This is a genomic window from Ralstonia sp. OTU4908 (assembly GCF_038440115.1).
GTDB lineage: Bacteria > Pseudomonadota > Gammaproteobacteria > Burkholderiales > Burkholderiaceae > Ralstonia > Ralstonia pickettii.
Genome location: NZ_JASATD010000005.1, coordinates 210,030 through 233,114, shown reverse-complemented (window position 1 = coordinate 233,114; position 23,085 = coordinate 210,030). Strand labels below are relative to the sequence as shown.

At 61.5% G+C, this 23,085-nt stretch carries 17 protein-coding genes, 1 tRNA gene and 2 pseudogenes; 6 read left to right on the top strand and 14 right to left on the bottom strand.

Features of this window, described 5'->3' with window-relative positions:
* Positions 1–60: 60 nt before the first annotated feature.
* The 5 genes from sucD to recA form a co-directional block, all read right to left on the bottom strand.
* Positions 61–942 carry a succinate--CoA ligase subunit alpha gene (gene sucD / locus AAHM38_RS07175; RefSeq protein WP_116575903.1) on the bottom strand — a complete coding sequence of 294 codons (882 nt, stop codon included), beginning with the start codon at positions 940–942 and terminating at the stop codon, positions 61–63.
* A gap of 88 nt (positions 943–1,030) precedes the next feature.
* Positions 1,031–2,197 carry an ADP-forming succinate--CoA ligase subunit beta gene (sucC, locus tag AAHM38_RS07170; RefSeq protein WP_004635396.1) on the bottom strand — a complete coding sequence of 389 codons (1,167 nt, stop codon included), beginning with the start codon at positions 2,195–2,197 and terminating at the stop codon, positions 1,031–1,033.
* 66 nt (positions 2,198–2,263) lie between these two features.
* Positions 2,264–2,890 carry a DUF2889 domain-containing protein gene (locus AAHM38_RS07165; RefSeq protein ID WP_065856793.1) on the bottom strand — a complete coding sequence of 209 codons (627 nt, stop codon included), beginning with the start codon at positions 2,888–2,890 and terminating at the stop codon, positions 2,264–2,266.
* Positions 2,891–3,176: 286 nt separating this feature from the next.
* Positions 3,177–3,656, bottom strand: coding sequence for a recombination regulator RecX (gene recX, locus AAHM38_RS07160; RefSeq protein WP_004635401.1), 480 nt, complete (start codon positions 3,654–3,656; stop codon positions 3,177–3,179).
* 110 nt (positions 3,657–3,766) lie between these two features.
* Positions 3,767–4,825: a recombinase RecA gene (gene recA / locus AAHM38_RS07155; protein ID WP_116575902.1), complete on the bottom strand. Its 1,059-nt coding sequence runs from the start codon at positions 4,823–4,825 to the stop codon at positions 3,767–3,769.
* Between the two features lie 265 nt (positions 4,826–5,090).
* Between recA and AAHM38_RS07150 the strand changes: the two genes are divergently transcribed.
* The 3 genes from AAHM38_RS07150 to AAHM38_RS07140 are packed head-to-tail and all read left to right on the top strand — an operon-like array spanning position 5,091 to position 7,682.
* Positions 5,091–5,801, top strand: a complete 711-nt coding sequence (locus tag AAHM38_RS07150; RefSeq protein WP_004635405.1) for a response regulator — start codon at positions 5,091–5,093, stop codon at positions 5,799–5,801.
* Positions 5,794–7,374 carry a sensor histidine kinase gene (locus AAHM38_RS07145; protein ID WP_116575901.1) on the top strand — a complete coding sequence of 527 codons (1,581 nt, stop codon included), beginning with the start codon at positions 5,794–5,796 and terminating at the stop codon, positions 7,372–7,374. Before AAHM38_RS07150 ends, AAHM38_RS07145 begins: the two co-directional genes overlap by 8 nt.
* A complete protein-coding gene (locus tag AAHM38_RS07140) occupies positions 7,371–7,682 on the top strand; it encodes a sodium/substrate symporter small subunit (protein ID WP_012761241.1) in 312 nt (103 codons plus the stop codon). The genes AAHM38_RS07145 and AAHM38_RS07140 overlap by 4 nt, the downstream gene beginning before the upstream one ends.
* A gap of 9 nt (positions 7,683–7,691) precedes the next feature.
* Here AAHM38_RS07140 and AAHM38_RS07135 read toward each other — a convergent pair whose 3' ends face one another.
* The 4 genes from AAHM38_RS07135 to AAHM38_RS07120 form a co-directional block, all read right to left on the bottom strand.
* The gene (locus tag AAHM38_RS07135) at positions 7,692–8,342 is read right to left on the bottom strand and encodes a 3'-5' exonuclease (protein ID WP_012761240.1); all 651 of its coding nucleotides are present in this window, start codon (positions 8,340–8,342) and stop codon (positions 7,692–7,694) included.
* 2 nt (positions 8,343–8,344) lie between these two features.
* Positions 8,345–10,171: a DUF294 nucleotidyltransferase-like domain-containing protein gene (locus tag AAHM38_RS07130; protein ID WP_012761239.1), complete on the bottom strand. Its 1,827-nt coding sequence runs from the start codon at positions 10,169–10,171 to the stop codon at positions 8,345–8,347.
* A 63-nt stretch (positions 10,172–10,234) separates the two neighbouring features.
* On the bottom strand, positions 10,235–11,965 hold the full coding sequence (locus AAHM38_RS07125) for a cation acetate symporter (protein ID WP_004635416.1): 1,731 nt from the start codon (positions 11,963–11,965) through the stop codon (positions 10,235–10,237).
* The gene (locus tag AAHM38_RS07120) at positions 11,962–12,270 is read right to left on the bottom strand and encodes a DUF485 domain-containing protein (protein ID WP_004635419.1); all 309 of its coding nucleotides are present in this window, start codon (positions 12,268–12,270) and stop codon (positions 11,962–11,964) included. Before AAHM38_RS07120 ends, AAHM38_RS07125 begins: the two co-directional genes overlap by 4 nt.
* Positions 12,271–12,794: 524 nt before the next feature.
* Here AAHM38_RS07120 and AAHM38_RS07115 point away from each other — a divergent pair.
* From AAHM38_RS07115 to AAHM38_RS07105, 3 genes are all read left to right on the top strand, one after another.
* On the top strand, positions 12,795–14,498 hold the full coding sequence (locus tag AAHM38_RS07115) for an MFS transporter (RefSeq protein WP_012434927.1): 1,704 nt from the start codon (positions 12,795–12,797) through the stop codon (positions 14,496–14,498).
* Between the two features lie 48 nt (positions 14,499–14,546).
* Positions 14,547–14,623 (top strand) — tRNA-Met (locus AAHM38_RS07110).
* A 174-nt stretch (positions 14,624–14,797) separates the two neighbouring features.
* Positions 14,798–16,432 (top strand): site-specific integrase, encoded by a 1,635-nt coding sequence (locus tag AAHM38_RS07105; RefSeq protein ID WP_125472837.1) that lies wholly within the window; start codon positions 14,798–14,800, stop codon positions 16,430–16,432.
* Between the two features lie 176 nt (positions 16,433–16,608).
* Here the strand turns inward: AAHM38_RS07105 and AAHM38_RS25670 are convergent.
* The 5 genes and pseudogenes from AAHM38_RS25670 to AAHM38_RS25665 all read right to left on the bottom strand — a co-directional run.
* Positions 16,609–17,580 (bottom strand): annotated as a pseudogene (locus AAHM38_RS25670) (DUF3387 domain-containing protein); the annotation flags it as partial.
* Between the two features lie 66 nt (positions 17,581–17,646).
* Positions 17,647–19,743, bottom strand: a pseudogene (locus AAHM38_RS07100) (type I restriction endonuclease subunit R); the annotation flags it as partial.
* 7 nt (positions 19,744–19,750) lie between these two features.
* Positions 19,751–21,082 carry a restriction endonuclease subunit S gene (locus AAHM38_RS07095; RefSeq protein ID WP_235202050.1) on the bottom strand — a complete coding sequence of 444 codons (1,332 nt, stop codon included), beginning with the start codon at positions 21,080–21,082 and terminating at the stop codon, positions 19,751–19,753.
* Entirely contained in the window at positions 21,072–22,631 is a 1,560-nt protein-coding gene (locus AAHM38_RS07090; RefSeq protein WP_116575900.1) for a class I SAM-dependent DNA methyltransferase, read from the bottom strand. The genes AAHM38_RS07095 and AAHM38_RS07090 overlap by 11 nt, the downstream gene beginning before the upstream one ends.
* Positions 22,632–22,805: 174 nt before the next feature.
* Positions 22,806–22,991 carry a DNA-binding protein gene (locus AAHM38_RS25665; RefSeq protein ID WP_080693830.1) on the bottom strand — a complete coding sequence of 62 codons (186 nt, stop codon included), beginning with the start codon at positions 22,989–22,991 and terminating at the stop codon, positions 22,806–22,808.
* Positions 22,992–23,085 lie beyond the last annotated feature (94 nt).

Genomic DNA, 23,085 nt, shown 5'->3' with positions numbered 1-23,085 from the left:
GCGCACAAACAAAAACGGGAGCCGAAGCCCCCGTTCTCGCACAACCTCAAACTTCGTCGATTACAGCATCGCCTTGAGCAGACGTGCCATTTCCGACGGGTTCTTGGTGGTCTTGATGCCGCAGGCTTCCATGATGTCGAGCTTGGCTTGCGCGGTATCGGCACCGCCCGAGATCAGCGCGCCGGCGTGGCCCATGCGCTTGCCCGGAGGCGCGGTCACGCCAGCGATGAAGCCCACCACCGGCTTCTTCATGTTGTCCTTGATCCAGTAAGCCGCGTTGGCTTCGTCCGGACCACCGATCTCACCGATCATGACCACGGCGTCCGTTTCCGGATCGTCGTTGAACATCTTCATCACGTCGATGTGCTTCAGGCCGTTGATCGGATCGCCGCCGATACCGACTGCCGACGATTGGCCCAGGCCCAGCGCGGTCAGCTGGCCCACGGCTTCGTACGTCAGCGTGCCCGAGCGCGACACCACGCCGATGCGGCCCTTGCGGTGGATGTGACCCGGCATGATGCCGATCTTGATTTCGTCCGGCGTGATCAGGCCCGGGCAGTTCGGACCCAGCAGCAGCGTCTTGCTGCCGGCCTTACGCATCTTGTCCTTGACCATCATCATGTCGCGCACGGGGATGCCTTCGGTGATGCAAACCACCAGATCCAGCTCGGCCTCAACGGCTTCCCAGATTGCGTCAGCGGCGCCTGCGGGCGGCACGTAGATCACCGACACGGTCGCGCCGGTTTGTGCCTTGGCGTCCTTGACGGTTGCGTAGATGGGAATGCCTTCGAAGTCTTCGCCGGCCTTCTTCGGGTTCACGCCGGCGACGAAGCAGTTCTTGCCGTTGGCGTAGTCGCGGCAGCCGCGGGTGTGGAATTGGCCGGTCTTACCGGTGATCCCCTGGGTGATGACCTTGGTGTCTTTGTTGATCAGAATCGACATGCTGTAATCCTTTTATGCAGCGAGCCGCGCCGACGTACTCAGCAGCGGGCGCAACTCGCGTTCGCGTATGGTTGGGTCAGCGGGCGGCTTACTTGCCGGCGGCTGCGGCCACGACTTTCTCGGCGGCCTCTGCCATCGTGTCTGCGGCGATGATGGGCAGACCCGAGTCGGCCAGCATCTTCTTGCCGAGGTCTTCGTTGGTACCCTTCATGCGCACCACCAGCGGCACCGACAGCGACACAGCCTTGGCTGCAGCGATCACGCCTTCGGCGATCACGTCGCAACGCATGATGCCGCCGAAGATGTTGACCAGAATGGCCTTCACGTCCGGGTTCTTCAGCATCAGCTTGAAGGCTTCGGTCACCTTCTCGGTGGTGGCACCGCCGCCCACGTCGAGGAAGTTGGCCGGCTCGCCGCCGAACAGCTTGATGGTGTCCATCGTGGCCATGGCCAGACCAGCGCCGTTCACCAGGCAGCCGATGTTGCCGTCGAGCGAGATGTAAGCCAGGTCGAACTTCGAGGCTTCGATTTCCGCCGGGTCTTCTTCATCCAGATCGCGGTACGCCACGATTTCCGGGTGACGGAACAGCGCGTTCGAGTCGAAGTTGAACTTGGCGTCCAGTGCGATGACCTTGCCGTCGCCGGTCAGGATCAGCGGGTTGATTTCAGCTTGCGAAGCGTCGGTTTCCCAGAACGCCTTGTACAGGCCTTGCAGAGCTTGGCGAGCTTGCGCGATCGAAGCATCCGGCACGCCGATCTTGCGAGCGATGTCGTCAGCCTGAGCGTCTTGCAGACCGGCTTGCGGATCGATCAGCAGCGTGTGGATCTTTTCCGGGTGCGATTCGGCGACTTCTTCGATGTCCATGCCGCCTTCGCTCGAGGCCATCAGCGCCACTTGCTGCGACACACGGTCCACCACCAGCGACACGTACAGTTCCTTCTTGATGTCCGCGCCTTCTTCGATCAGCAGGCGCTTGACCAGCTTGCCTTCCGGACCGGTCTGGTGCGTCACCAGCGTCATGCCCAGGATGCTGCTGGCGTATTCCTTGACCTGCTCGATGCTCTTGGCAACCTTCACGCCGCCGCCCTTGCCACGGCCACCCGCATGAATCTGTGCCTTCACGACCCACACCGGGCCGCCCAGGGTTTCAGCAGCCTTGATGGCCTCGTCGACCGAGAAGGCCGGAATGCCGCGCGGAACCGGCACATTGTATTTGCGCAGGATTTCCTTGCCTTGGTACTCATGGATATTCATGCGTGTTTCCTTTGCTAGGCAGAGTGAGTGTGATGAGTATTGAAAACGCGAACGGCGCGGTGCCCTTCAGGACGAGGGCTCAAGCGACAGCTCGGTGGGTGGCGGTTGGATCTTGGCTTCGGGCTGGTATGCAAACCAGCGCGGGTAATGCTTGCGGACCACCTCACCCTCCAAATGCAGGGCATGGCAGCCGTGGAGTTGGTAAGGCGGCTTCTCGCCGGCTTCGACAGGACGCAGGTCGTTGGAGTTATCGCGCACCGGGAATACATCGCCGGCAAAAGCCTGGATGGCGGCGGTCGGCAGCACGCCACACAGCTCGGTCAGGTGCGTACAGCCCGCCACGCCGCCGAGTCTCTCACGCGAGGCCTTTCGAAAACCCTTCATCAGGTTCAGGCCGATGAGTTTCCGGTAGGCCGGGCCGATCGTGTCGCAGTGTGTGGGGTACGGCACCCAGTCGGAACACGCTTCCGCATCCACGACGTTCATATGGGTGTCGATGGTCACTCGCAGCCACAGGTCATGGAGCGGCTGGCCCTCGGGGCGTACGCCGCCGCTGGCTAAGGGGATGTCGCGTGGTTTGGTGTCGGTCAGGCGCGCTTCGATGTCCCATAGGCCGTCTTCCCGCAAATAGGCCTCCACCGTGATGGCACGGCGGTGGCGCATGACGCGCGGGACGGGATCAGACAGAGGCATGGACCAGACAGACCGATAGGACCGATGGAGGCGGCGCACGCAGATCGCGTGCATCGCCTACGGGACGTATGCGGCAGCGCATCAGCCGCCACACACGAACACTACCGCCCTGCAACCGAAATTGAGGGCGATATCAAAGGCCAGGATTTTAACACGTCGTCACGACCGGACTGGTCGCGTGCTGCAATGCAGTGTGAAAGTGGTTGCAACGATCGCATGAGGTGCAACCCACGTAATCTGCACACAAGAGGATTGTCCGCCTGAATTGTTGCGAGATCGTCGATGTTCAGTCCGACATGTCGCCATCTTCCAGCAGCTCATCCGCCCCTGCGATGATGCGCGACACTACGGAACGGGAGAATCCGCGCGCCATCATGTATCGCACCTGCTTGGCCCGTTCGGCCAGGTCGGCCGGTGGGCGGCCGAAGCGTTTTTCCCACAGGGCTTTCGCCCGGACTGCTTCCGTGCTTTGCAGTTGCGCCTTGACCTCGCCCAGCGTCTCTTCGCCGAGCTGATGCGTTTTCAACTCCTGCATCAAGCGCGCTGTACCGTAGCGGCCCGCGCGGCGGTGCACCATGCTTTCGGCAAAACGCGTGTTGGAGAGCCAGTTTTCGCCCTCCAGCCAATCCAGCAGCGCGTCGACCTCCTCGGCGGACTCTGCGTGCGGGACCAACTTACGGCGCAATTCGACGCGGCTGTGCTCGCGCCGAGACAGATAGCCCAGCGCACGTGCCTTCAGCGATAACGGTTGACGTGGCAACGGCATGCGGATTTGGCGTTCAAGGAGCGTGTTCCAAAGAAAAACGCCCACCGTTGGGGGACGGCAGGCGTATGAAGCTCGATAGAGCCGCCGATCTGCGCCGACGGCCAACCCAATTACTCTTCTCCGACTTCCTCGGCCACTGCAACGGCGCCCATCGGCGTCACGCCCAGTTGCTCGCGGACCTTGTTCTCGATCTCACGGGCAAGGTCGGGGTTCTCGCGCAGGTATTCGCGGCAGTTGTCGCGGCCCTGGCCGATGCGTTCGCCGCCGTAGCTGTACCAGGCGCCGGACTTCTCGACCACCTTGGCTTCCACGCCCAGGTCGATGATCTCGCCCTCGCGCGATACGCCCTGACCGTAGAGGATGTCGAAGATGGCTTCGCGGAACGGCGGCGCCACCTTGTTCTTGACGACCTTGACCTTGGTCTCGTTGCCGACCACGTCGTCGCCCCGCTTGATTGAGCCGATGCGGCGGATGTCCAGACGCACCGAAGCGTAGAACTTGAGCGCGTTACCGCCCGTGGTGGTTTCCGGCGAGCCGAACATCACACCGATCTTCATGCGGATCTGGTTGATGAAGATGACCATGCAATTGGTCTTCTTGATGGTGCCGGTCAACTTGCGCAGCGCCTGGCTCATCAGACGGGCCTGCAGGCCGGGCAGCGCGTCGCCCATTTCGCCTTCGATTTCAGCCTTCGGCACCAGTGCGGCCACCGAGTCGATGACGATCAGGTCGACCGAGCCTGAGCGCACCAGCGCATCGGCAATTTCCAGGGCCTGTTCGCCCGTGTCCGGCTGGGAGATCAGCAGGTCCGGCACGCTCACGCCAATCTTGTCGGCATAAGTGACGTCAAGCGCATGTTCCGCGTCGATGAAGGCGCACGTGCCGCCCTGTTTCTGCATCTCGGCAACCACTTGCAGCGTCAGCGTGGTCTTGCCCGACGATTCAGGACCGTAGATTTCAATGACGCGGCCGCGCGGCAGGCCGCCAACGCCCAGCGCCACGTCCAACCCGAGCGAACCCGTCGACACGACCTGGACCGGCTCGACCTCGGCATCGCCCATCTTCATGATGGAGCCCTTGCCGAACTGCTTTTCGATCTGCGCGAGCGCGGCAGCCAGCGCCTTCTGCTTTTCTGCGCTCATCGCGGCTGCCTTCTTACCGTCTTCCATGGTCGTCCTTCGTGCAAATTGGTGTATAAATGGGCCGCAAGGGCTTGCGATTCCAGCGGTTGCCTGCAACAACGGGCCGCTGGGTGATTGCCCCGACGCGACCCATTCCATGACTTTAGCGCCGCCAAGACTACAGCACCGCGAATTCGGAGTACTGTATAAAAAACCAGTGGTTTTGACAAGTCTCCAGATCAGTTGTCGCGCGAAAACAATGTAGCGGGCGGGATGGGCAAGATATCTTGCTCGGCATCGCGGGGAGACACGCATGCGCATCCTGATTGCCGAAGACGACGCCACGCTGGCGGACGGGCTCACACGCTCGCTGCGCCAGGCGGGCTACGCCGTCGACCAAGCCTCCGATGGGGCGACTGCCGACGCGGCGCTGTCCGCGCAAACGGCCCAGACCTATGACCTGCTGATCCTCGACGTGGGACTGCCGCGTATGTCGGGGCTGGAGGTCCTCAAGCGCCTGCGCTCGCGCGGGGCCATGCTGCCGGTGCTGATTCTGACCGCCGCCGACAGCGTGGAAGAACGCGTCAAGGGCCTGGACCTGGGCGCCGACGATTACATGGCCAAACCGTTCGCGCTGTCTGAGCTGGAAGCGCGTGTGCGTGCGCTGGTGCGGCGCGGCACGGGCGGCGGCGCCACGCTTGTGCGCCATGGGCCGCTGGCATTCGACCAGGTCGGGCGCATTGCCTATATCCACGATCAGGTGGTGGAACTGTCGGCGCGCGAGATCGGGCTGCTGGAGATTCTGCTGGCGCGAGTGGGCCGCCTGGTATCGAAAGAGCAACTGGTCGACCATCTGTGCGGCTGGGGCGAAGAAGTCAGCAACAACGCCATCGAGGTCTACATCCACCGCCTGCGCAAGAAGATCGAGGTGGAAGGCATCCGCATCGCCACCGTGCGCGGGCTGGGCTATTGCCTGGAACGCACGGCCACCCCAACCACCACCGCGACCGCTGCCCATGGGTGATCGGCTGGCCTGGCCGTGGCGTCGGTATCGCGCATCGCTGCGCGAACGCACCGACGCGATGCCCGGAGCCGATGGCCGCGATGACGGAGGCGATAGCGGCGGCAACCTCGCCGACACCCTCCCCCACCTCGAAGACGACGCCACGCGGCCCGCCGCCCGATCCCTCTTCGGCGAAATTCTGGACTGGATGCTTGCGCCGCTGCTGTTGCTGTGGCCGATGAGCATTGCGGTGACGTACCTGGTCGCCAAGTCGATTGCGAATGCACCATATGACCGCGCACTGGAATCGAGCGCGATCGTGCTCAGCCAGCAACTTCGCGAGGTGAATGGCCGCGTGACGCTGCAACTGCCGATCTCGGCGCGTGAGATTTTGCGTGCCGACGAAACCGACAATATCTATTACCAGGTGCTCGGTACCAACGGCGAGTTTGTCTCCGGGGACCGCGACCTGCCGCTGCCGCCCGAAGAAGACGCCAACGCGGGCGGCCTTGTGCAACTGCGCGACGACCACATCCATGGCGCGGAGATCCGTGTTGCGTATACCTTCGTGCAGCGGCCGGGCTCCGGCGGCAAACCCGCGCTGGTGCAAGTGGCGGAGACGCTCGACAAGCGCGCACAACTCGCCAACGAAATCATCAAGGGCGTGATCCTGCCGCAGTTCGTGATCCTGCCGTTGGCGGTGATCCTGGTGTGGTTTGGCCTCACGCGCGGGCTGGCGCCGCTCAATGCGATTCAGGAGCGCATTCGCGCGCGCAACCCAGGCGACACCAGCCCCATCGACGAAGGGGCCGCGCCGCAGGAACTGACGCCGCTCGTGGCGTCATTCAATGATCTGCTCGGGCGGCTGGAGCAATCGGTGCATACGCAGAAGCGTTTCATTGCGGATGCCGCGCATCAGATGAAGACGCCGCTGGCGGGTCTGCGCATGCAGGCGGAGCTGGCACAGCGCGAACAATCGCCCGACGAACTGCGCCGCACGCTCGCGCATATCGCCGACAGCTCGGATCGCACCGCGCACCTCGTCAAGCAATTGCTCTCGCTGGCGCGCATGGAAAACATGGGTGCCACCGACGGCTTGGTGCCGCTCGATATCTGCGCGCTTTCACGTCAAGTGGTGGCTGACTGGCTGCCCAAGGCGTGGGCCAAGCAGATCGACCTTGGCTTTGAGGAACCCGGGTTGCCGGTCACGATTTCGGGCAATGCGACGATGCTCGCCGAGATGCTCAACAACCTGCTCGACAACGCGATCCGCTATACGCCCGATGGCGGACATGTCACCGTGCGCGTGACCACCGCGCCATTCGAGCCGTTCGTCTTCATCGACGTCGATGACACTGGCCCCGGCATCCCAGTGGCCGAGCGCGAACGCGTGATGCAGCGCTTTTACCGCATCCTTGGCACACAGGCCGAGGGCAGCGGTCTGGGCCTGGCCATCGTGCGCGAGATCGTGCAGCAGCACGGCGGAGACATCGAGGTGCTCGACAACGTGTATCAGGCATCGCCGCGGCTGGCGGGCGCGCGCTTTCGCATCACGCTGCATCGCGCCTCGGCCGGCGAGGAGGCCTCCGCATGAGCATCACGCCCGGAACACCGGCGCGCCGCAGGTGGATTGCCAACATGCGTTGGATCGCAGCGCTGCTTGCAGTGTGGTTTGTGGTGACGTTTGTGGTCGCATTTTTTGCACGCGACCTGTCGATGCACCTCTTCAACTCGGACTGGACCTTCGCGTACTGGGTTGGCGCGCAAGGTGCGCCCATCGTCTATGTGCTGATTACCGTGCTGTATGCATGGCGCACCAACCGCGCTGCAGATGCGGCCGCCGAGCACGAAGAAGCAGTGCAGCGCGATACGTCGGAACCCACCCAGCCGCCGTCCATCTGACCCCGCGCGTTACGCTGCTCCCAATTGGCGCAGCTTCACAAAGGCCAACGCAGCCATCACCGCGTCGTTCAGCGCGTCGTGCGCATCCCAGGTCGGCAAGTCGAGTTCCTTCATGACGGTGGCGAAGCGCAGGTCGAGATCGGGGTCGCCCTGCTGCCGATATGGCGGCAGCTGCTGGAATCGATAGTCGTAGTAAAGGGCCGAGACTTCGATCTTGGGCTGCGGCAATCCGATGCCGAGCATGGACACCACCACCCGATTGAGCATCGCCACATCGAACTCAAGGTAGTAGCCGACCAGAGGCCTGCTGCCAATGAAGTGCAGCAGTGCATGAATGGCCTGCTCGATCGACACCCCGCTGTCCAGGTCGCGATTGCGCAGGCGATGCACGCAGATGCTTTCCGGGCGCATCTCCCCTTGCGGCCGGATCAGCAACTCCATGCGTTCGCTTGTCAGAATGCGATTGCCGACGATACGGACGGCACCGATGGAGACAATCTCGTCGGTGCGCACGTTCAGGCCGGTGGTCTCGCAATCAAGCGCGACCCACTCGCCTGGGGGCGGTGCATCAAGCAGGAAGCGGAACGCCGGATCGCGCAACTTTCGCATCTGGCGCTGCCTTTGCAGAACCTGCAGCCAGCTAGCAAGCCGCCCACCCATGATCACATCCACTCGGTCCGCCAGCGCTGCCGGAGCAGCGCCTTGAACCGTTTGACGGTGCTCAGCGCGTCCTTGAGCAGATCGCGCTCCAGCGACGAAAGGCGCGCCAGATGCACGTCGCTCGACACAGGTTGATGCGCATCGATTTCCGCCAGCCCGGCTTTAAGCCGCAGCGTCATCAGGAAGTGCAGGCTATCGCCCAGCTCGGCGGCCATGTGCGCGTCGAGCGCCCCGGCGCGCACCAGAGCTTCCAGGCGCGGCACGGTGCCTGTCTCGTCGAGTATCCGGTGGGCGAGCGCAAGGCTGCGCACCCCGTGAACGATCGGGAAGATGCCCTCCTTCTTCACGTCGAGTACGGGGTCGGAATCGCCAAACCCGAGCAGGCGATCGCGCCAGCCCGGCGCGGCACTGAAAGCTTCAACAGCAGCGGCAAAGCGGCCGAGGACGGCATCATTGTCGACCGTCAATTCCAGCAGCGCGCGCCGCAGTTGCTTGAGCAAGGCGGCATCGCCGCACACCGCATGGGCATCGAAGAAAATCGCCAGATGCATCAGGCCCTCGGGGCTCGGCAGAATTAGCCATTCGCGAATGCGCCGCGCGAAGTCGCTCGCGGTCATGCACCACTCGGGCCGGCTGAGCATGATGCCGCCGGGGCAAGGCGGGTAGCCGAATGCGGCGAGCGCATGGGAGAAGCGCGTGACGATACGCTGCAGGTCCGCGGGTGGCACGTAACCATCGCGCAGCACCAGCGCGTTGTCCTGATCGGTCTTGAGCAGTTGCTCGCCGCGCCCTTCGCTGCCCATGACGAACAGGCAACTGTTTTCCACCAGTTCAGGTGGCGCGATCATCTGCCAAGCGCGTTCGAACAGGCGGGCGTTGATTTCGCGTACGAGGCTGGCGACGTGGTCAATGCGCGAGCCGCCACGCGTGAGCAGCGTGACCATCCGCGTGATCTGGGCGGCCACCTGCGCGAGCGCGTCCAAACTCTGGGCCAGGTTGATCTGCACTGTCAGCAGATACGAGTGGTTGGCCAGGAAGCTGAACACATCCAGTGATTCGAGCAAACCGAGAATCTCATCCCCGCGCGTGACGACCAGCCGGTGCACGCGATGGCGCAGCATCAATGTCAGCGCGTCGCCGATCTGCGCAGAGGCCGGCACGGTGATCAGCGAGAATTGGCTCATCTGCCCAACCGGCAGACGATCCAGCGGAGTGCCTTGCAGGACGGCGCGCTGCAACGAACTGCGTGTGAAGATGCCCACGCGCGGCGGGTTGGCGGCGCCATCGCGCACGAGCACATTCGAGGTGTTCTGTGCCTGAAACAGCTTCACCACAGAGACCACGTCTGTGCCGGCATCAACGAAATGGGCAGGCCGGATGAAGGCATCGCTCACGTGCGAGACAGCCAGCGACTGCATCGTCTCCATGCTCTGCCGCTGAGCAATGGCGCTGAGCTTGCTGCCGAGATCGGAAAAAAGCAGCGCACCGAAGGTGGCGTTGGCGGCAATAAGGTCGCGCACCGCCTGACGTGCCACCTGATAAGCCACCACTTCTTCAGCAGCGACGAAGCGGCTGCTTGCCTTGCCGGCCACCAGCGCCCGGCCGTCAAAGCAATCGTCGGGGCCAAAGGTAGCGATCAGCTCGTCGCCGTCGTACTGGCCGACACGGCCTTTGATGATCACGAACAGGTGCAGCGGTGCGGCACCTGCGTCGAGGATGGTCTGCCCTTCTGGGTAATAGCCGATGTCGACCGCGTCGCGCACCAGGCGCTGCTCGTCCTGATTGAGGCAATCGAACGGCCAGACGGCGAAGTTGAAAGCGCTGGGCATGGTTGCCTGAAGGCGGGCGATGCAATGCGTCACCCGCCTCCGGTCAGCGTGGGCAGTGGCCGATCAGTGGCCCGATGCGCCAGCCGCACCGAGGCCCGTTTCCGAGCGGACCTGTTGCGCGGCAAACGACGCCTTTTCGTTCTTGGCGCGAACGCTGCTGTCCAGCACCGAGAACAGCCACACGCCCACGAAGCCGATCGTCATCGAGAACAGCGCGGGCGACGTGTACGGGAACCACGCCGAGCCCTTCGGATAGCCGAGCGTGGCCTCCCACACCGACGGCGAAACGATCGTCAGACCCACTGACGAGATCAGCCCCAGGAACCCGCCGATAACCGCACCACGCGTGGTACAGCCCTTCCACAGCATCGAGAGGAACAACACCGGAAAGTTGGCCGATGCCGCCACCGCAAACGCCAGCGACACCATGAACGCGATGTTCTGCTTCTCGAAAGCGATGCCCAGCAGCACGGCGATCACGCCCAGCACCAGCGTGGTGATGCGCGAGACCTTCAGCTCGTCGGCGCTGTTGGCCTTGCCGTGCTTGAAGACCGTGGCGTAAAGATCATGCGACACCGCCGATGCACCCGACAGCGTGAGCCCTGCTACCACCGCGAGAATCGTGGCAAACGCCACGGCCGAGATGAAGCCGTAGAACACGTCGCCGCCCACAGTCTTGGCCACCAGTACCGCAGCCATGTTGGCCGTGCCCGCGCCGCCCTTGATGACACCCTTGGCCACGTCGGACAGTTCGGGGTTCGTCAACACCAGCGTGATCGCACCAAAGCCGATGATAAAGATCAGGATGTAGAAGTAGCCGATCCAGGTAGTTGCCCAGAAGACCGATTTGCGTGCTTCCTTGGCATCGGGCACCGTGAAGAAACGCATCAGGATGTGAGGCAGACCGGCGGTGCCGAACATCAGCGCCATGCCGAACGAGATGGCCGAGATCGGATCCTTGATGAAGCCACCCGGCGCCATCACCGACAGACCGATCTTGGCGGCCTCATCGGGCGATTTGCCGGCATTGGCTGCAATGGCGGTCTTGACCTGCACAGCCTTGGCGAACAACGCCTCCAGACTGAAACCGTACTGCGCCAGCACCATGATGGCCATGAACGTCACGCCAGCCAGCAGCATGCACGCCTTGATGATCTGCACCCAGGTGGTTGCGGTCATACCGCCGAAGAGCACGTAGACCATCATCAACGCACCGACGATGACCACCGCGATCCAGTAATCCAGCCCGAACAGCAGTTTGATGAGCTGGCCTGCACCCACCATCTGAGCGATCAGATAGAACGCCACCACCACCAGCGTGCCAACGGCGGCAAAGCTGCGGATCGGGCCTTGCTCGAACCGGTAGCCTGCCACGTCTGCAAAGGTGAACTTGCCAAGATTGCGCAGCCGCTCGGCCATCAGGAACGTGATGATCGGCCAGCCGACCAGAAAGCCGATGGAGTAGATCAGGCCGTCGTAGCCGGAGGTCATCACGGCCGCGGAAATACCGAGGAAGGACGCTGCCGACATGTAGTCGCCCGAAATGGCCAGGCCATTCTGGAAGCCGGTGATGCCGCCGCCCGCCGTGTAGAAATCGGCCGCGGAGCGCGTACGCTTGGCCGCCCACTTCGTGATCCACAGCGTGCCGGCCACAAACAGTGCAAACAGAACGATGGCCGTGGTGTTGGTTTCCTGCTTGGCGGTCTGTCCGACATCGCCGCCGGCAGCCAGAGCCGCTCCGCAGGCGCCAGCGGCCAGTAGCGCCACCAGCAGGATCGAAAGCATCTTCTTCATTTGGCGACGTCCTTCAGGATGTCCTGCGTCAGTTGATCGTATTCGCTGTTGGCGCGGCGCACGTAGATGCCGGTAATGACGACGGTGAAGATGATGACCGCCATACCGACGGGCATGCCCACGCTCATCACGCCTGTACCCACGGGCTTGGCGAGAAATGCCTTATCGAAGGCGATCAACGCGATGTAGCCGTAGTACACGGCCAGCATCAGCACTGTCAGAACGAGGCCAAGCCTGTTGCGTCTCTGTTTGAGCTGCGCATATTTCGGATGCGCTTCGATTTTTCCTACCAATCCATCCTGCATCGCCTGTCTCCTGGTTTGCTCTTGGAATGTGTGCGGCGATTCTGGATAGCGAAACTGACTGAACTCTTACTGAGGCCGTCCGCGGCGGTTTACTGCGATAGTGGTTTTCCCTAGCGCCGCACAACAACGTAAGAAACGGTGCGCGACATCCGGCGGCAAATCGGCCGTGGAGCGACAGCCATCGCCCAAAACGACGTCGGTAACCGCGTGCCTCTTGTGCGTATGCACATTCGCAGAAGGTGCGCATGCCGTCTGGCACTGCATATACAAACGGGCGGTTGGATGATGCAGCGCACGCAGCCCGGCGACGGCCGAATCAATGCGCCGCGCGCCAGCCCGCGCGCACCCAAGGGCTTGATTTCGTTGAAATCGTCACCGCCAATCGCGTGCATCGGAAGGCACATGCCTGTCAGAACGCCGTAAGTTTCGGCTTCCACAATCGTTGACACTTCCGCGGGCGAAAAGCGTTTGCGTTGTCATGTCGATGCCCAGCGGGACGACCTACGAAAAAAACAGGAGACAACATGGCAACCGTGCAGAGTGCACCGAACGCGCCCGTCGGGCGTGTACAGCCCGCGCCCATGACGAGGGAGGAGAAGAAGGTCATCTTTGCCTCGTCGCTGGGGACGGTGTTCGAGTGGTACGACTTTTATCTTTACGGCTCGTTGGCGGCCATCATCGCCAAGCAGTTCTTCTCGGGTCTGGACCCCACGGCGGGCTTCATCTTTGCCCTGCTGGCCTTTGCCGCCGGCTTCCTGGTGCGCCCGTTCGGCGCGCTGGTGTTCGGCCGCCTGGGCGACATGATCGGGCGCAAGTACACGTTCCTGGTGACCATCGTCATCATGGGTACGTCGACGTTCATCGTCGGCCTGCTTCCGTCGTATGGCACGATTGGCGTTGCTGCGCCGGTCATCCTGATCGCGCTGCGCATGCTGCAAGGTCTGGCGCTGGGCGGTGAGTACGGCGGCGCCGCCACGTATGTCGCCGAGCACGCCCCGCACGGCCGCCGCGGTGCCTACACATCGTGGATCCAGACGACGGCTACGTTGGGCCTGTTCCTCTCGCTGGTCGTCATCCTGGCCGTGCGCGAACTGACCGGCAAGGCGTTCGACGACTGGGGCTGGCGCATCCCGTTCCTGGTCTCGATCCTGCTGCTCGCCACGTCGGTGTACATCCGCCTGTCGATGAGCGAATCGCCGGCATTCCAGAAGATGAAGGCCGAGGGCAAGACCTCCAAGGCCCCGTTGACAGAAGCGTTCGGCCAATGGCGCAACCTGAAGATCGTCATCCTGGCGCTGCTCGGCCTGACCGCCGGCCAGGCTGTGGTGTGGTACACGGGCCAGTTCTACGCACTGTTCTTCCTCACGCAGGTGCTGAAGGTCGACGCATTCACGGCCAACGTGCTGATTGCGGTAGCGCTTGCCATCGGTACGCCGTTCTTCGTGTTCTTCGGCTCGCTCTCTGACCGCATCGGTCGCAAGAAGATCATCATGGCCGGCTGCCTGCTGGCGGTGCTGACCTACTTCCCGCTGTTCAAGGCGCTCACGCACTACGCCAACCCGGCGCTGGAGCGTGCCCAGCAGACCGCGCAGATCACCATCACGGTCGATCCGAAGGAGTGCTCGTTCCAGGGCAGCCCGATCGCCCGCGAGGTGGACTTCCGCTCGTCTTGCGACATCGCCAAGCGCACGCTAGCGCAGTCGTCGGCCAGCTACGAGACGGTCGAAGGCCCGGCCGGCACGGTCGCATCGGTGTCGATCGCGGGTAAGCAGATCACCTCGCTCAACGCCACCCGCACGGCAGACGGCCAGAACTTCGACGCCGACAGCAAGGCCAAGATCGCCGACTTCAAGAAGCAGGTGAGCGAGTCGCTCAAGGCGGCCAACTACCCGGCCAAGGCCGATCCCGCCCAGATGAACACGATCATGGTGCTGGTGATCCTGGTGATCCTGGTGATCTACGTGACCATGGTCTACGGCCCGATCGCGGCAATGCTGGTGGAGATGTTCCCGACGCGCATCCGGTACTCGTCGATGTCGCTGCCGTATCACATCGGCAACGGCTGGTTTGGGGGCCTGCTGCCGACCATCTCGTTCGCCCTCGTGGCCCAGAACGGCAATATCTATCACGGTTTGTGGTACCCGATCTGGATCGCGGCCATCACCTTCGTGATCGGAGTGCTCTTCGTGCGCGAGACCAAGGATGTGGATATTTATCGCAACGACTGACGCAGGGGGTTGACATATTCGCCGAAGACGGTAGAATCCCGCTTCTTCGGCGAATTAGCTCAGTCGGTTAGAGCGACGGAATCATAATCCGCAGGTCCGGGGTTCGAGTCCCTGATTCGCCACCACTCACTGAAAGGCCGCTGCTCCGCAAGGACCAGCGGCCTTTCGCTTTCCGAGACCCTTGATTTATAAGGGTCTCCAGGGTGCTGGCTAAAGTTTTTCCGCTTGTCGACCGTAACAACGGACCGTAGCAATTTGCGTACGAATCCGCCTCGATAGGTCACCCAGTGGACAAAGCCTTGCAACAATACCTCTACAAACGGCCCGACAGCGAAAAGTGGCAGTTCCGGCGCCCGGTCCCCAAGCACCTCCAAGCTTCAATCGGCAAGCCGGTCATCACCGCCTCCCTAGGCACGCCCGATTACAAGACTGCCGCCAAACGCGCCCGCAAGCTGTCCGTGGAGGCTGACAATCTCTTCGCGACCCACGAGGCCAAACTGCAGGTCGCAGACGAGACGCCGCCCACGACTGACGCGGCAGACGAGATACCGCACACAAGTGAAGCCGCCCACGATGAGCAACCACAGAAGCTCGAGCGCTGGATGATTCCATCGCTCATCGAGCGCTATAAGGCTGCGATTCTCGACACGGACGAAGACGAGCGCCCCAAAACGCTCGCCGACCTGCAGGCACGCCGCGCCGAGCTCGGGCAGGAACTGCAGGCGCTCGAGGACGCGTGCGCGATTCAGGACACATCGTACGCCGAGCACAACACCGATGACATGCTGGCAACCGAGGGCTTCGACGCCGCCACGGCGGAGCCCGGCCTGCTGCAGCATTACACTCTGCAACTGATGCAGGCCGACCTACAGGTCATCAAGAGTCAGCTAGACCGGCTGCGGGGCATCGAGGTACCCACCCCTGACATGCCCGCCGCCCCCGGTGAGAATGACAGCTGGGACCACTATCTGGGCTATTGGGCCAGCGAGCGGCACCCCGAGCCCAAGACCGTTGATGAGGCCCGGTCACAGGTGGCGCGGCTGCGGAAGTTTTCCGGCGACAGTGCGCCGGTCGAGCTCACCGCCGATGACATTCGCGACTATGCGCGATACCTCGAACAGAACGAAGGCCTCTCCAAGAGCCGCGTGAAGACGATTTTTGCGCTGTTACGTCCCATCCTGCAGACGAATCTGGAGAGTGGCCTCACGGCGTTGAGGGCCAACCCTTTTTCGGAAGTCAAAATCAAGGTCTCGACGAAGGAGAAAAACGACCAACAACCGTTTGAGCCCTCGCACATCCGGCTCTTGTTCAAGACCGAGGTGTTCACCGCAGGCAAGCGGCCCGCCAAGGGTGGGGGCGATGCCGCATTCTGGCTGCCACTGCTCGCGGTCTTCGGTGGTGAGCGCGAGGAGGAGCTTGGCCAGTTGATGGTCTGTGACGTGCAAACCTGGAACAACCGCATGTTCCTGCGCATTACGGACTTGCACGAAGAACAGGGTGTCAAGAATAGGGTCTCGAAGCGTCAAGTCCCCGTCCATAGCGAGCTGATGAAAATCGGCTTTGGTCGCTATGTCGAGCAGATGCAGTTGGCCGGAGAGGAGTGGCTCTTTCCGGGCCTGAAGCCGAACAAGTATGGCGTGCTCACGGCCCAGTTCTCGACCTGGTTCAACGAGTATCTGGACAAGCATGTTGTGGACGATATCCGCTACAACTTCCACTCCTTCCGGCACACATTCGAAGAATACGGTGGCCGATGCAAGCTATCGCAATATCAGCTCGACGGCATCTTGGGCCATCAGCCCGAAGGCATGGCGGGGCGCTATGGAAAGAAGCGTGCAGGCCGCCGTATCTACGACCCGATGGAACTCGCGGCAGGGATGGACCTCTTCAAGATTGAAGGGGTGGATTTTTCGCACCTCTACAACAGTTACTGACAATGGCGCGCTGTAAACGCGACTCGCACTTGCAAGGGGCCAACTATTGAGCACACTCGCGGAGAATCTCCATGGGCACAAGGTCGACGCGGACACAGCGTTATTGCAAGCGCGTGCCCTCCTTGAGACATCTCTAGGAACACAGAAAAAAGGGGAATAGGAAGCGCAACTAGCATTCAGACCCAAGCCTCTCCCAAGGCCTCCGCCTGCTGCAACACCAACTCCACCGCCCCCTCCTGCTGGTCCGGCGGATACTTGTACTTGCGTAAAATCCGTTTGACCATCAGTCGCAGCTTCGCGCGCACGCTTTCGCGCGCTGACCAGTCCACGGTGATGTTCTGGCGTAGGTTCTCGGTCAGTTCGTGCGCAATCTTCTTCAGCGTCTCATCGGAGAGTTCACGCACGGCGGACTCGTTATTGGCCAAAGCGTCATAGAAGCGCACCTCATCTTCGGTCAGTCCCAGCTCCTCGCCACGGCTGGCGGCGGCGCGGAACTTCTTGGCCATGTCGATGAGCTCTTCGATGACCTGGGCCGTCTCAATGGCTCGGTTCTGGTAGCGCTTCACCACATTGGCAAGCATCTCGGAGAACTTCTTCTCCTGAACCACGTTTCCAGCAAAGCGACTCTTGATTTCACCTTCCAGCAGTCGCTCCAGCAACTCGACCGCCAGGTTGCGTTCCGGAAGATTGCGCACTTCCGCGAGGAAAGCGTCATCGAGAATGCCGATATTCGGCTTGTCAAGGCCGACCGCCTCGAAGACGTCCACGACCTCTTCGGAAACCACCGCAGAGCCGATGATTTGCCGGATGGCCAACTCACGCTCCTCGTCGGTGCGCTTCTTCTCACTGAGCTCGCGCTTGGTCAGGATGACCTTGACCGCTTGCATGAAGGCGACCTCTTCGCGGACGGCCTTGGCCTCGTCCAGCGTGCAGCACAGCGTGAACGCCTTGCTCATGGCAAGCGCCGTGTCGGCGAAGCGTTTCTTGCCATCCTTGAGACCCAGCACATGGTTGGCAGCACCAGCCAGACGCTTATGGCCAGCCGTCAGGAAGTCGCTGTAGTCGAAGCCGTGGAGCATGCCGCGCAGGATGTCCAGCTTCTCTTCCAGGAGCGCATACGCCTCAGCAGCGTCGACGGTGGGGCGGCCACGCCCATTGCTCGCCGTATATTCCTTGAGCGCGCTCTTGAGCTCATTGGCAATGCCGATGTAATCGACAACCAATCCGCCCTGCTTGTCCTTGAAAACGCGGTTGACGCGGGCAATGGCCTGCATGAGGTTGTGGCCCTTCATCGGCTTGTCGACATACAGCGTATGGACGCAAGGCGCGTCGAAGCCCGTTAGCCACATGTCTCGCACGATGACAATACGCAACGGGTCGGCAGGGTCTTTGAAGCGCTTTTCCAAGCGTTTCTTGACTTGGCCGCTGTAGATGTGAGGCCGCAGCAGCGCTTTATCGCTGGCCGAGCCAGTCATCACAATCTTGATAGCGCCCTTCTCGGGGTCGGGGTCGTGCCAGTCGGGGCGCAGCTTGATGATTTCGTTGTAGAGGTGAACGCAAATCTCGCGGCTCATCGCCACCACCATGGCCTTGCCGCTCTGCGCCTTGTTGCGCTCTTCGAAGTGCGCCACCAGGTCGGCGGCGACAGCGGCCACGCGAGGTTCCGCGCCGACCACCTTTTCCAGAGCAGCCCAGCGGGTTTTCAGTCTCGCCTGCTGGCTTTCCTCTTCGTCCTCGGCGAGCTCATCCACCTCCGCGTCAATCTGAGGCAGCTCCTCGGCCTTAAGCGACAGTTTGGCTAGGCGAGACTCGAAGTAGATGGCCACCGTGGCGCCATCCTCCTTGGCCTGCTGCATGTCGTAGACGTGGATGTAGTCGCCGAACACCGCCCGCGTGTCTCGGTCCTCGCTCGATACCGGGGTGCCGGTGAAGGCCACGAACGTGGCATTGGGTAGCGCATCGCGCAGGTGCTGCGCATAGCCGACCTGGTAGACCGCTCGGGGTTCGGCAACCAGCAGGCCCGAATCGTCGTTGGCGGCGGGCCTCGGCGGGCTCAACGTCTTCAGCTTGGCTTCGAAGCCGTATTGGGTCCGGTGCGCTTCGTCGGCGATGACCACTATGTTGTGCCGGTCCGAGAGCATGGGGAAGTTATCTTCATCCTCCCCTGGCATGAACTTCTGGATGGTGGCGAAGACGATGCCGCCGGAAGGCCGGTTTGCCAGCTTGGCGCGCAAGTCCTGCCGAGTTGCCGCCTGCACCGGTTGCTCGCGCAACAAGTCCTGCGCTAGAGAAAACACACCGAAGAGTTGCCCATCGAGGTCACTGCGGTCCGTGATGACGACAATGGTGGGATTCTCCATGGCCGCTTCCTGCATCACCCGAGCAGCAAAGCAAGTCATGGTGATGCTCTTGCCGCTGCCCTGCGTGTGCCAGACTACTCCGCCTTTATGGCTGCCGCCAGGCACAGAGGCAGACACCACTTGTTGGATTGCGGCCCGAACAGCATGGAACTGGTGGTAGCCGGCGATTTTCTTCACCAGAGTGCCGTCGTCCTCGAACAGGACAAAGAAGCGTAGGTAGTCCAGCAGATAGCTTGGCGCCAGCAGACCCCGGACCAGCGTTTCCAATTCGTTGAACTGGCCGAGCGGGTCCAAGGTGACCCCATCGATGGTGCGCCACTGCATGTAGCGCTCGGCATTTGCCGAGAGCGAGCCCATGCGGGCTTGGGAGCCGTCGCTGATGACCAAGATTTCGTTGTACTGGAAGACGTCTGGAATCTGTTCCTTGTAGGTTTGAATCTGGTCGAAGGCCCTCCAGATGTCGGCGCTCTCGTCAGCTGGGTTCTTGAGTTCCAGTAGCGCCAATGGCAAGCCGTTGACGAACAGAATGATGTCAGGCCGTCGGGTGTGATGCGGACCCTTGATGGAATACTGGTTGACGGCCAGCCACTCGTTGGCCCCTGGATTGGCCCAGTCGATAAGGCGAACGAAATCGCCACGGGTTTCGCCGTCCTTCTGATATTCGACCGGCACGCCACCGACCAGCATTTGATGGAAGCGCCGGTTTGCGGAAAGCTGAACAGGGATACCCAGGTCTCGAATCTGACGCACCGCGTCTTCGCGGGCAGTCAGCGGGATGCTCGGATTCAGGCGCGCCATGACGCCGCGTAGACGTTCGACCAACAGGACTTGACGGTAATCGGCTCGCTCGGCGTTCGCTCCATCGGGAGCGAGGTCAGGGCCGAAGAGGCAGTCATAGCCGACTTCGGAGAGCCAGCCGAGCGTTTCCTGTTCCAGTCGGTCTTCTGTCATGGCGGCGTCAGGCTGCTAGGGCATCTGCTTCTGCCTCAGGGAGGCGGAGTTGGCCGGAAATCAGGCGAGGGAGGAGGGTGTCCCGAAGCGTCGCTAAGTGCCGCGCCTGCAAAGAATTCGCAATGCGCCGCTCAATTAGTGGCGCGACAAGCTCCGACATCGACCCGAGGACGTGAGCAGGTGGGATTGCCAACCGAGCTTCCGTCAAATGCTTGCGCTGAATGTGCCCCATAGTAGTTGCCTTATGGGCGGCGATGTCACGGAACCTTAGAAGAAAATGCCGTGTCGACAAGTAATAAAACCACTTTGGCACTTCAGTGGAAGTGACCTTAAACAGGTGCTGATTCAAAGCTCCGTCGCCGCCACACCACAATTCAACTTCCAGTGTGCCAGACCAAGAAAACAATACATCACCATCGTGAACAACGTATTCGGGTTTGAGCCTAGAGCTAGCGCGGTCCGCGCCTGAAGCGCTTCCCGCCCGGAGCTGAGCAATCTTGATAACTGGAAGGTACTCGTCATCGCTCTCCGGTGGGTATTTTTGCAGTGCCAGACCGTTGAGATAGTTCGCAAAGGAATCAAGCGAACGGACCGCCCACCCCCTTGGCACCAACCCCAACTCCGATTCCTCAAATGCATCCGGAAACTGCGCAGCGCTGGCTTCGTCCATACCGTCTGGCGCGCGGCCTTCCTGCTTGGCGCGGACGGGGTCGAAATCGACGAACCAGGACTTGAATAGGGCTTGGGCAATGGCTTCCAGCGTGGCGTTGGTCTCGCGTAGGAGGGTGATGCGGTCGTCGAGCTCATCAAGTAGGGCTGCCACTTCTCGTTGTTCGGCAACGGGAAGGAGAGTGATACGGAGTCGTTTCTGGTCTGACAGACTAAGATACGGCGCCATGTCCGTAGAACGGCTCATTGCATCGAGCTGACACCTGAACTCAGCCCCACGCGACCAGGCACGCAGAAAACCTTGGCATAGACGCGTTTCATCAAGGGACCGCCAATAGCTCAGGTGCGGTGAATAGACAAACTCTGGCATGTCACGAGTGACGAAGGCCACGCGCCCAGTACTGTTACCTTTCGTCGTGACCACGACATCTCCGGAGCGCGACACCTTGTCCTTGAACTTCGAATTATCAGTCGTTTGAAATCTATCGGCGCCGCCAAAATCTATATGAGTATCGCGAACATGTCCTGCGCGTAGAAATATAGTTCCCGCCCCACCAAGCTCGTCATTCTTCGCTCTGTAGCCATCGCCGATTTGCAATGCTCCTTGTGCGATTAGTTCTGAGAATATGCTTGTCTGTTGGCACTCGACACCCGTTGAGTCAAAGCTCATATCCCATTCCCCCAAGCTTCTGGCGAATCAACTGGTCCAGTTCTGCGCCCTTTGCCAACTGCTCCCCCAGCTTCTCCGTGAGCTTCTGCATCTTCTCAGCAAAAGCTTCATCATCATCCTCGACCTCCTCGGCGCCGACATAGCGCCCTGGGGTCAGCACGTGAGCATGCTCCGCAATCTCCGCCAGCTTCACGCTGCGACAATAGCCGGGAATATCTTGATACTCGCCAGTTCGTTCGACGGCCTCACCACGCCACGCGGCAACGGTATCGGCAATCCGGTCGATGGTTTCTTCAGTGAACTCGGCCTGAACCCGGCTAGTCATGGTGCTGAGCTTGCGCGCGTCGATGAATAGCACTTCGCCCTTGCGGGTAGTCTTCTGTTTGGCGAGGAACCACAGGCAGGCCGGAATCTGGGTGTTGAAGAAGAGCTGCCCCGGGAGGGCCACCATGATTTCCACCGCGTCGGCATCCACCATCGCCCTGCGGATATCGCCTTCGCTGTTCTGGCTTGAGCTCATCGAACCATTGGCCAGCACGATGCCTGCGCGGCCATTCGGCTTCAGGTGATAAAGCATGTGCTGCAACCAGGCATAGTTCGCATTGCCGTGCGGCGGCGTGCCATAGGCCCACCGGGGGTCTCCCTCCAGACTGCCGTGCCACCAGTCGCTGACGTTGAACGGTGGGTTGGCCAGGACGAAGTCCGCGCGCAGGTCCGGGTGCTGGTTGCGCACAAACGTGTCCGCCGGCTCCCGGCCCAGGTTGTAATCGATTCCCCGGATAGCCAGGTTCATCGCCGCCAGTCGCCAGGTGGTGGGGTTGGACTCCTGCCCATAGATGGACACGTCCCCCAACTTGCCGCCATGTGCCTCGATGAATTTTTCCGACTGGACAAACATGCCACCGGAGCCGCAGCAGGGGTCATAGACCTTGCCATGATGCGGCGCGAGCACGGCCACCAGCGTCTTGACGATGGACGCCGGCGTGTAGAACTGGCCGCCCTTCTTACCTTCGGCGCTGGCGAACTGGCCAAGGAAGTATTCGTAGACTTGGCCGAGGACGTCGCGCGCCTGACCGGCATCCGCACCAAATCCGATGGTGGAAATCAGGTCGACCAGCTCCCCCAGCTTGCCATCGGGCAGTTGCGCCCGGGCATAGCGCTTGTCCAGAATACCCTTGAGCTTCAGGTTCTCCCCCTCGATTTCGGCAAGCGCCTCGTCGATGCGCTTGCCGATGTCCGTCTGCTTGGCGGCACTGCGCAGGTTCTCCCAACGGGCGGATTCGGGTACCCAGAAAACGTTGACTTCCTTGTAGTAGTCCCGGTCCTCCAGCTCTTCCGCGAGCAACTCGTCGTCGCAGTCGTGGAGGAAGTACTCGTCATTCTCGTCGGCGAAGCGGCGCGCCAGGTCAGCACGGCGGGCGGCGAAGGTATCGGAGATGTATTTGAGGAAGATGAGCCCGAGCACAAGGTGCTTGTACTCGGCCGCGTCCATGTTGGCGCGCAGCTTATCGGCCGCAGCCCAGAGGGTTTTCTTGATATCGTCGAGCATTGCAGGCTGCGAGGGTGGTAAACCAGTTGCTCATTATCAGGCAAAAATGCCACTCCATAACGACCGCCCTTCCCTCTCGCAGCACATCAGCAACAAGTGGAAAAATATCGGGAGAACAGTACCCTGGAAAGCAAGCGGCCCACCAAAAGGGGGCCGCCTTCTTCGAATCACGCATCAATACCTCGGTTCGCGATGCCCCTCGTGCAGCGCCAGCGTTCGCAGGTGCCGACTAATCGTGGACATGCTGCCCCGTCCAAGTTCGGAGCGTACATTGCTCGGTCCGACGCGGCGCTTCTGGTGCATGAGTGCAACGCAAGCGCGCACGACATCGACCAAGCTAACACCAGGTCGCCCTACCATCGTTGTGCCCTCCTCTGATATTCGCCCGATGGGCGCACAGCACGTATAGGCAACTACGATGGGATTACGTAATCGATATTTTAATTACGTAATC

Excerpts from the sequence above, each read along its gene's own strand:
- AAHM38_RS07165 (WP_065856793.1), bottom strand. The coding sequence starts at position 2,890 with ATGCCTCTGTCTGATCCCGTCCCGCGCGTCATGCGCCACCGCCGTGCC.
- AAHM38_RS07115 (WP_012434927.1), top strand. The coding sequence starts at position 12,795 with ATGGCAACCGTGCAGAGTGCACCGAACGCGCCCGTCGGGCGTGTACAG.
- AAHM38_RS07150 (WP_004635405.1), top strand. The coding sequence starts at position 5,091 with ATGCGCATCCTGATTGCCGAAGACGACGCCACGCTGGCGGACGGGCTC.
- AAHM38_RS25665 (WP_080693830.1), bottom strand. The coding sequence starts at position 22,991 with ATGGTAGGGCGACCTGGTGTTAGCTTGGTCGATGTCGTGCGCGCTTGC.
- AAHM38_RS07095 (WP_235202050.1), bottom strand. The coding sequence starts at position 21,082 with ATGAGCTTTGACTCAACGGGTGTCGAGTGCCAACAGACAAGCATATTC.
- sucD (WP_116575903.1), bottom strand. The coding sequence starts at position 942 with ATGTCGATTCTGATCAACAAAGACACCAAGGTCATCACCCAGGGGATC.
- sucC (WP_004635396.1), bottom strand. The coding sequence starts at position 2,197 with ATGAATATCCATGAGTACCAAGGCAAGGAAATCCTGCGCAAATACAAT.
- recX (WP_004635401.1), bottom strand. The coding sequence starts at position 3,656 with ATGCCGTTGCCACGTCAACCGTTATCGCTGAAGGCACGTGCGCTGGGC.
- AAHM38_RS07120 (WP_004635419.1), bottom strand. The coding sequence starts at position 12,270 with ATGCAGGATGGATTGGTAGGAAAAATCGAAGCGCATCCGAAATATGCG.
- AAHM38_RS07090 (WP_116575900.1), bottom strand. The coding sequence starts at position 22,631 with ATGCTCGACGATATCAAGAAAACCCTCTGGGCTGCGGCCGATAAGCTG.
- AAHM38_RS07140 (WP_012761241.1), top strand. The coding sequence starts at position 7,371 with ATGAGCATCACGCCCGGAACACCGGCGCGCCGCAGGTGGATTGCCAAC.
- AAHM38_RS07135 (WP_012761240.1), bottom strand. The coding sequence starts at position 8,342 with ATGGGTGGGCGGCTTGCTAGCTGGCTGCAGGTTCTGCAAAGGCAGCGC.
- AAHM38_RS07130 (WP_012761239.1), bottom strand. The coding sequence starts at position 10,171 with ATGCCCAGCGCTTTCAACTTCGCCGTCTGGCCGTTCGATTGCCTCAAT.
- AAHM38_RS07145 (WP_116575901.1), top strand. The coding sequence starts at position 5,794 with ATGGGTGATCGGCTGGCCTGGCCGTGGCGTCGGTATCGCGCATCGCTG.
- AAHM38_RS07125 (WP_004635416.1), bottom strand. The coding sequence starts at position 11,965 with ATGAAGAAGATGCTTTCGATCCTGCTGGTGGCGCTACTGGCCGCTGGC.
- recA (WP_116575902.1), bottom strand. The coding sequence starts at position 4,825 with ATGGAAGACGGTAAGAAGGCAGCCGCGATGAGCGCAGAAAAGCAGAAG.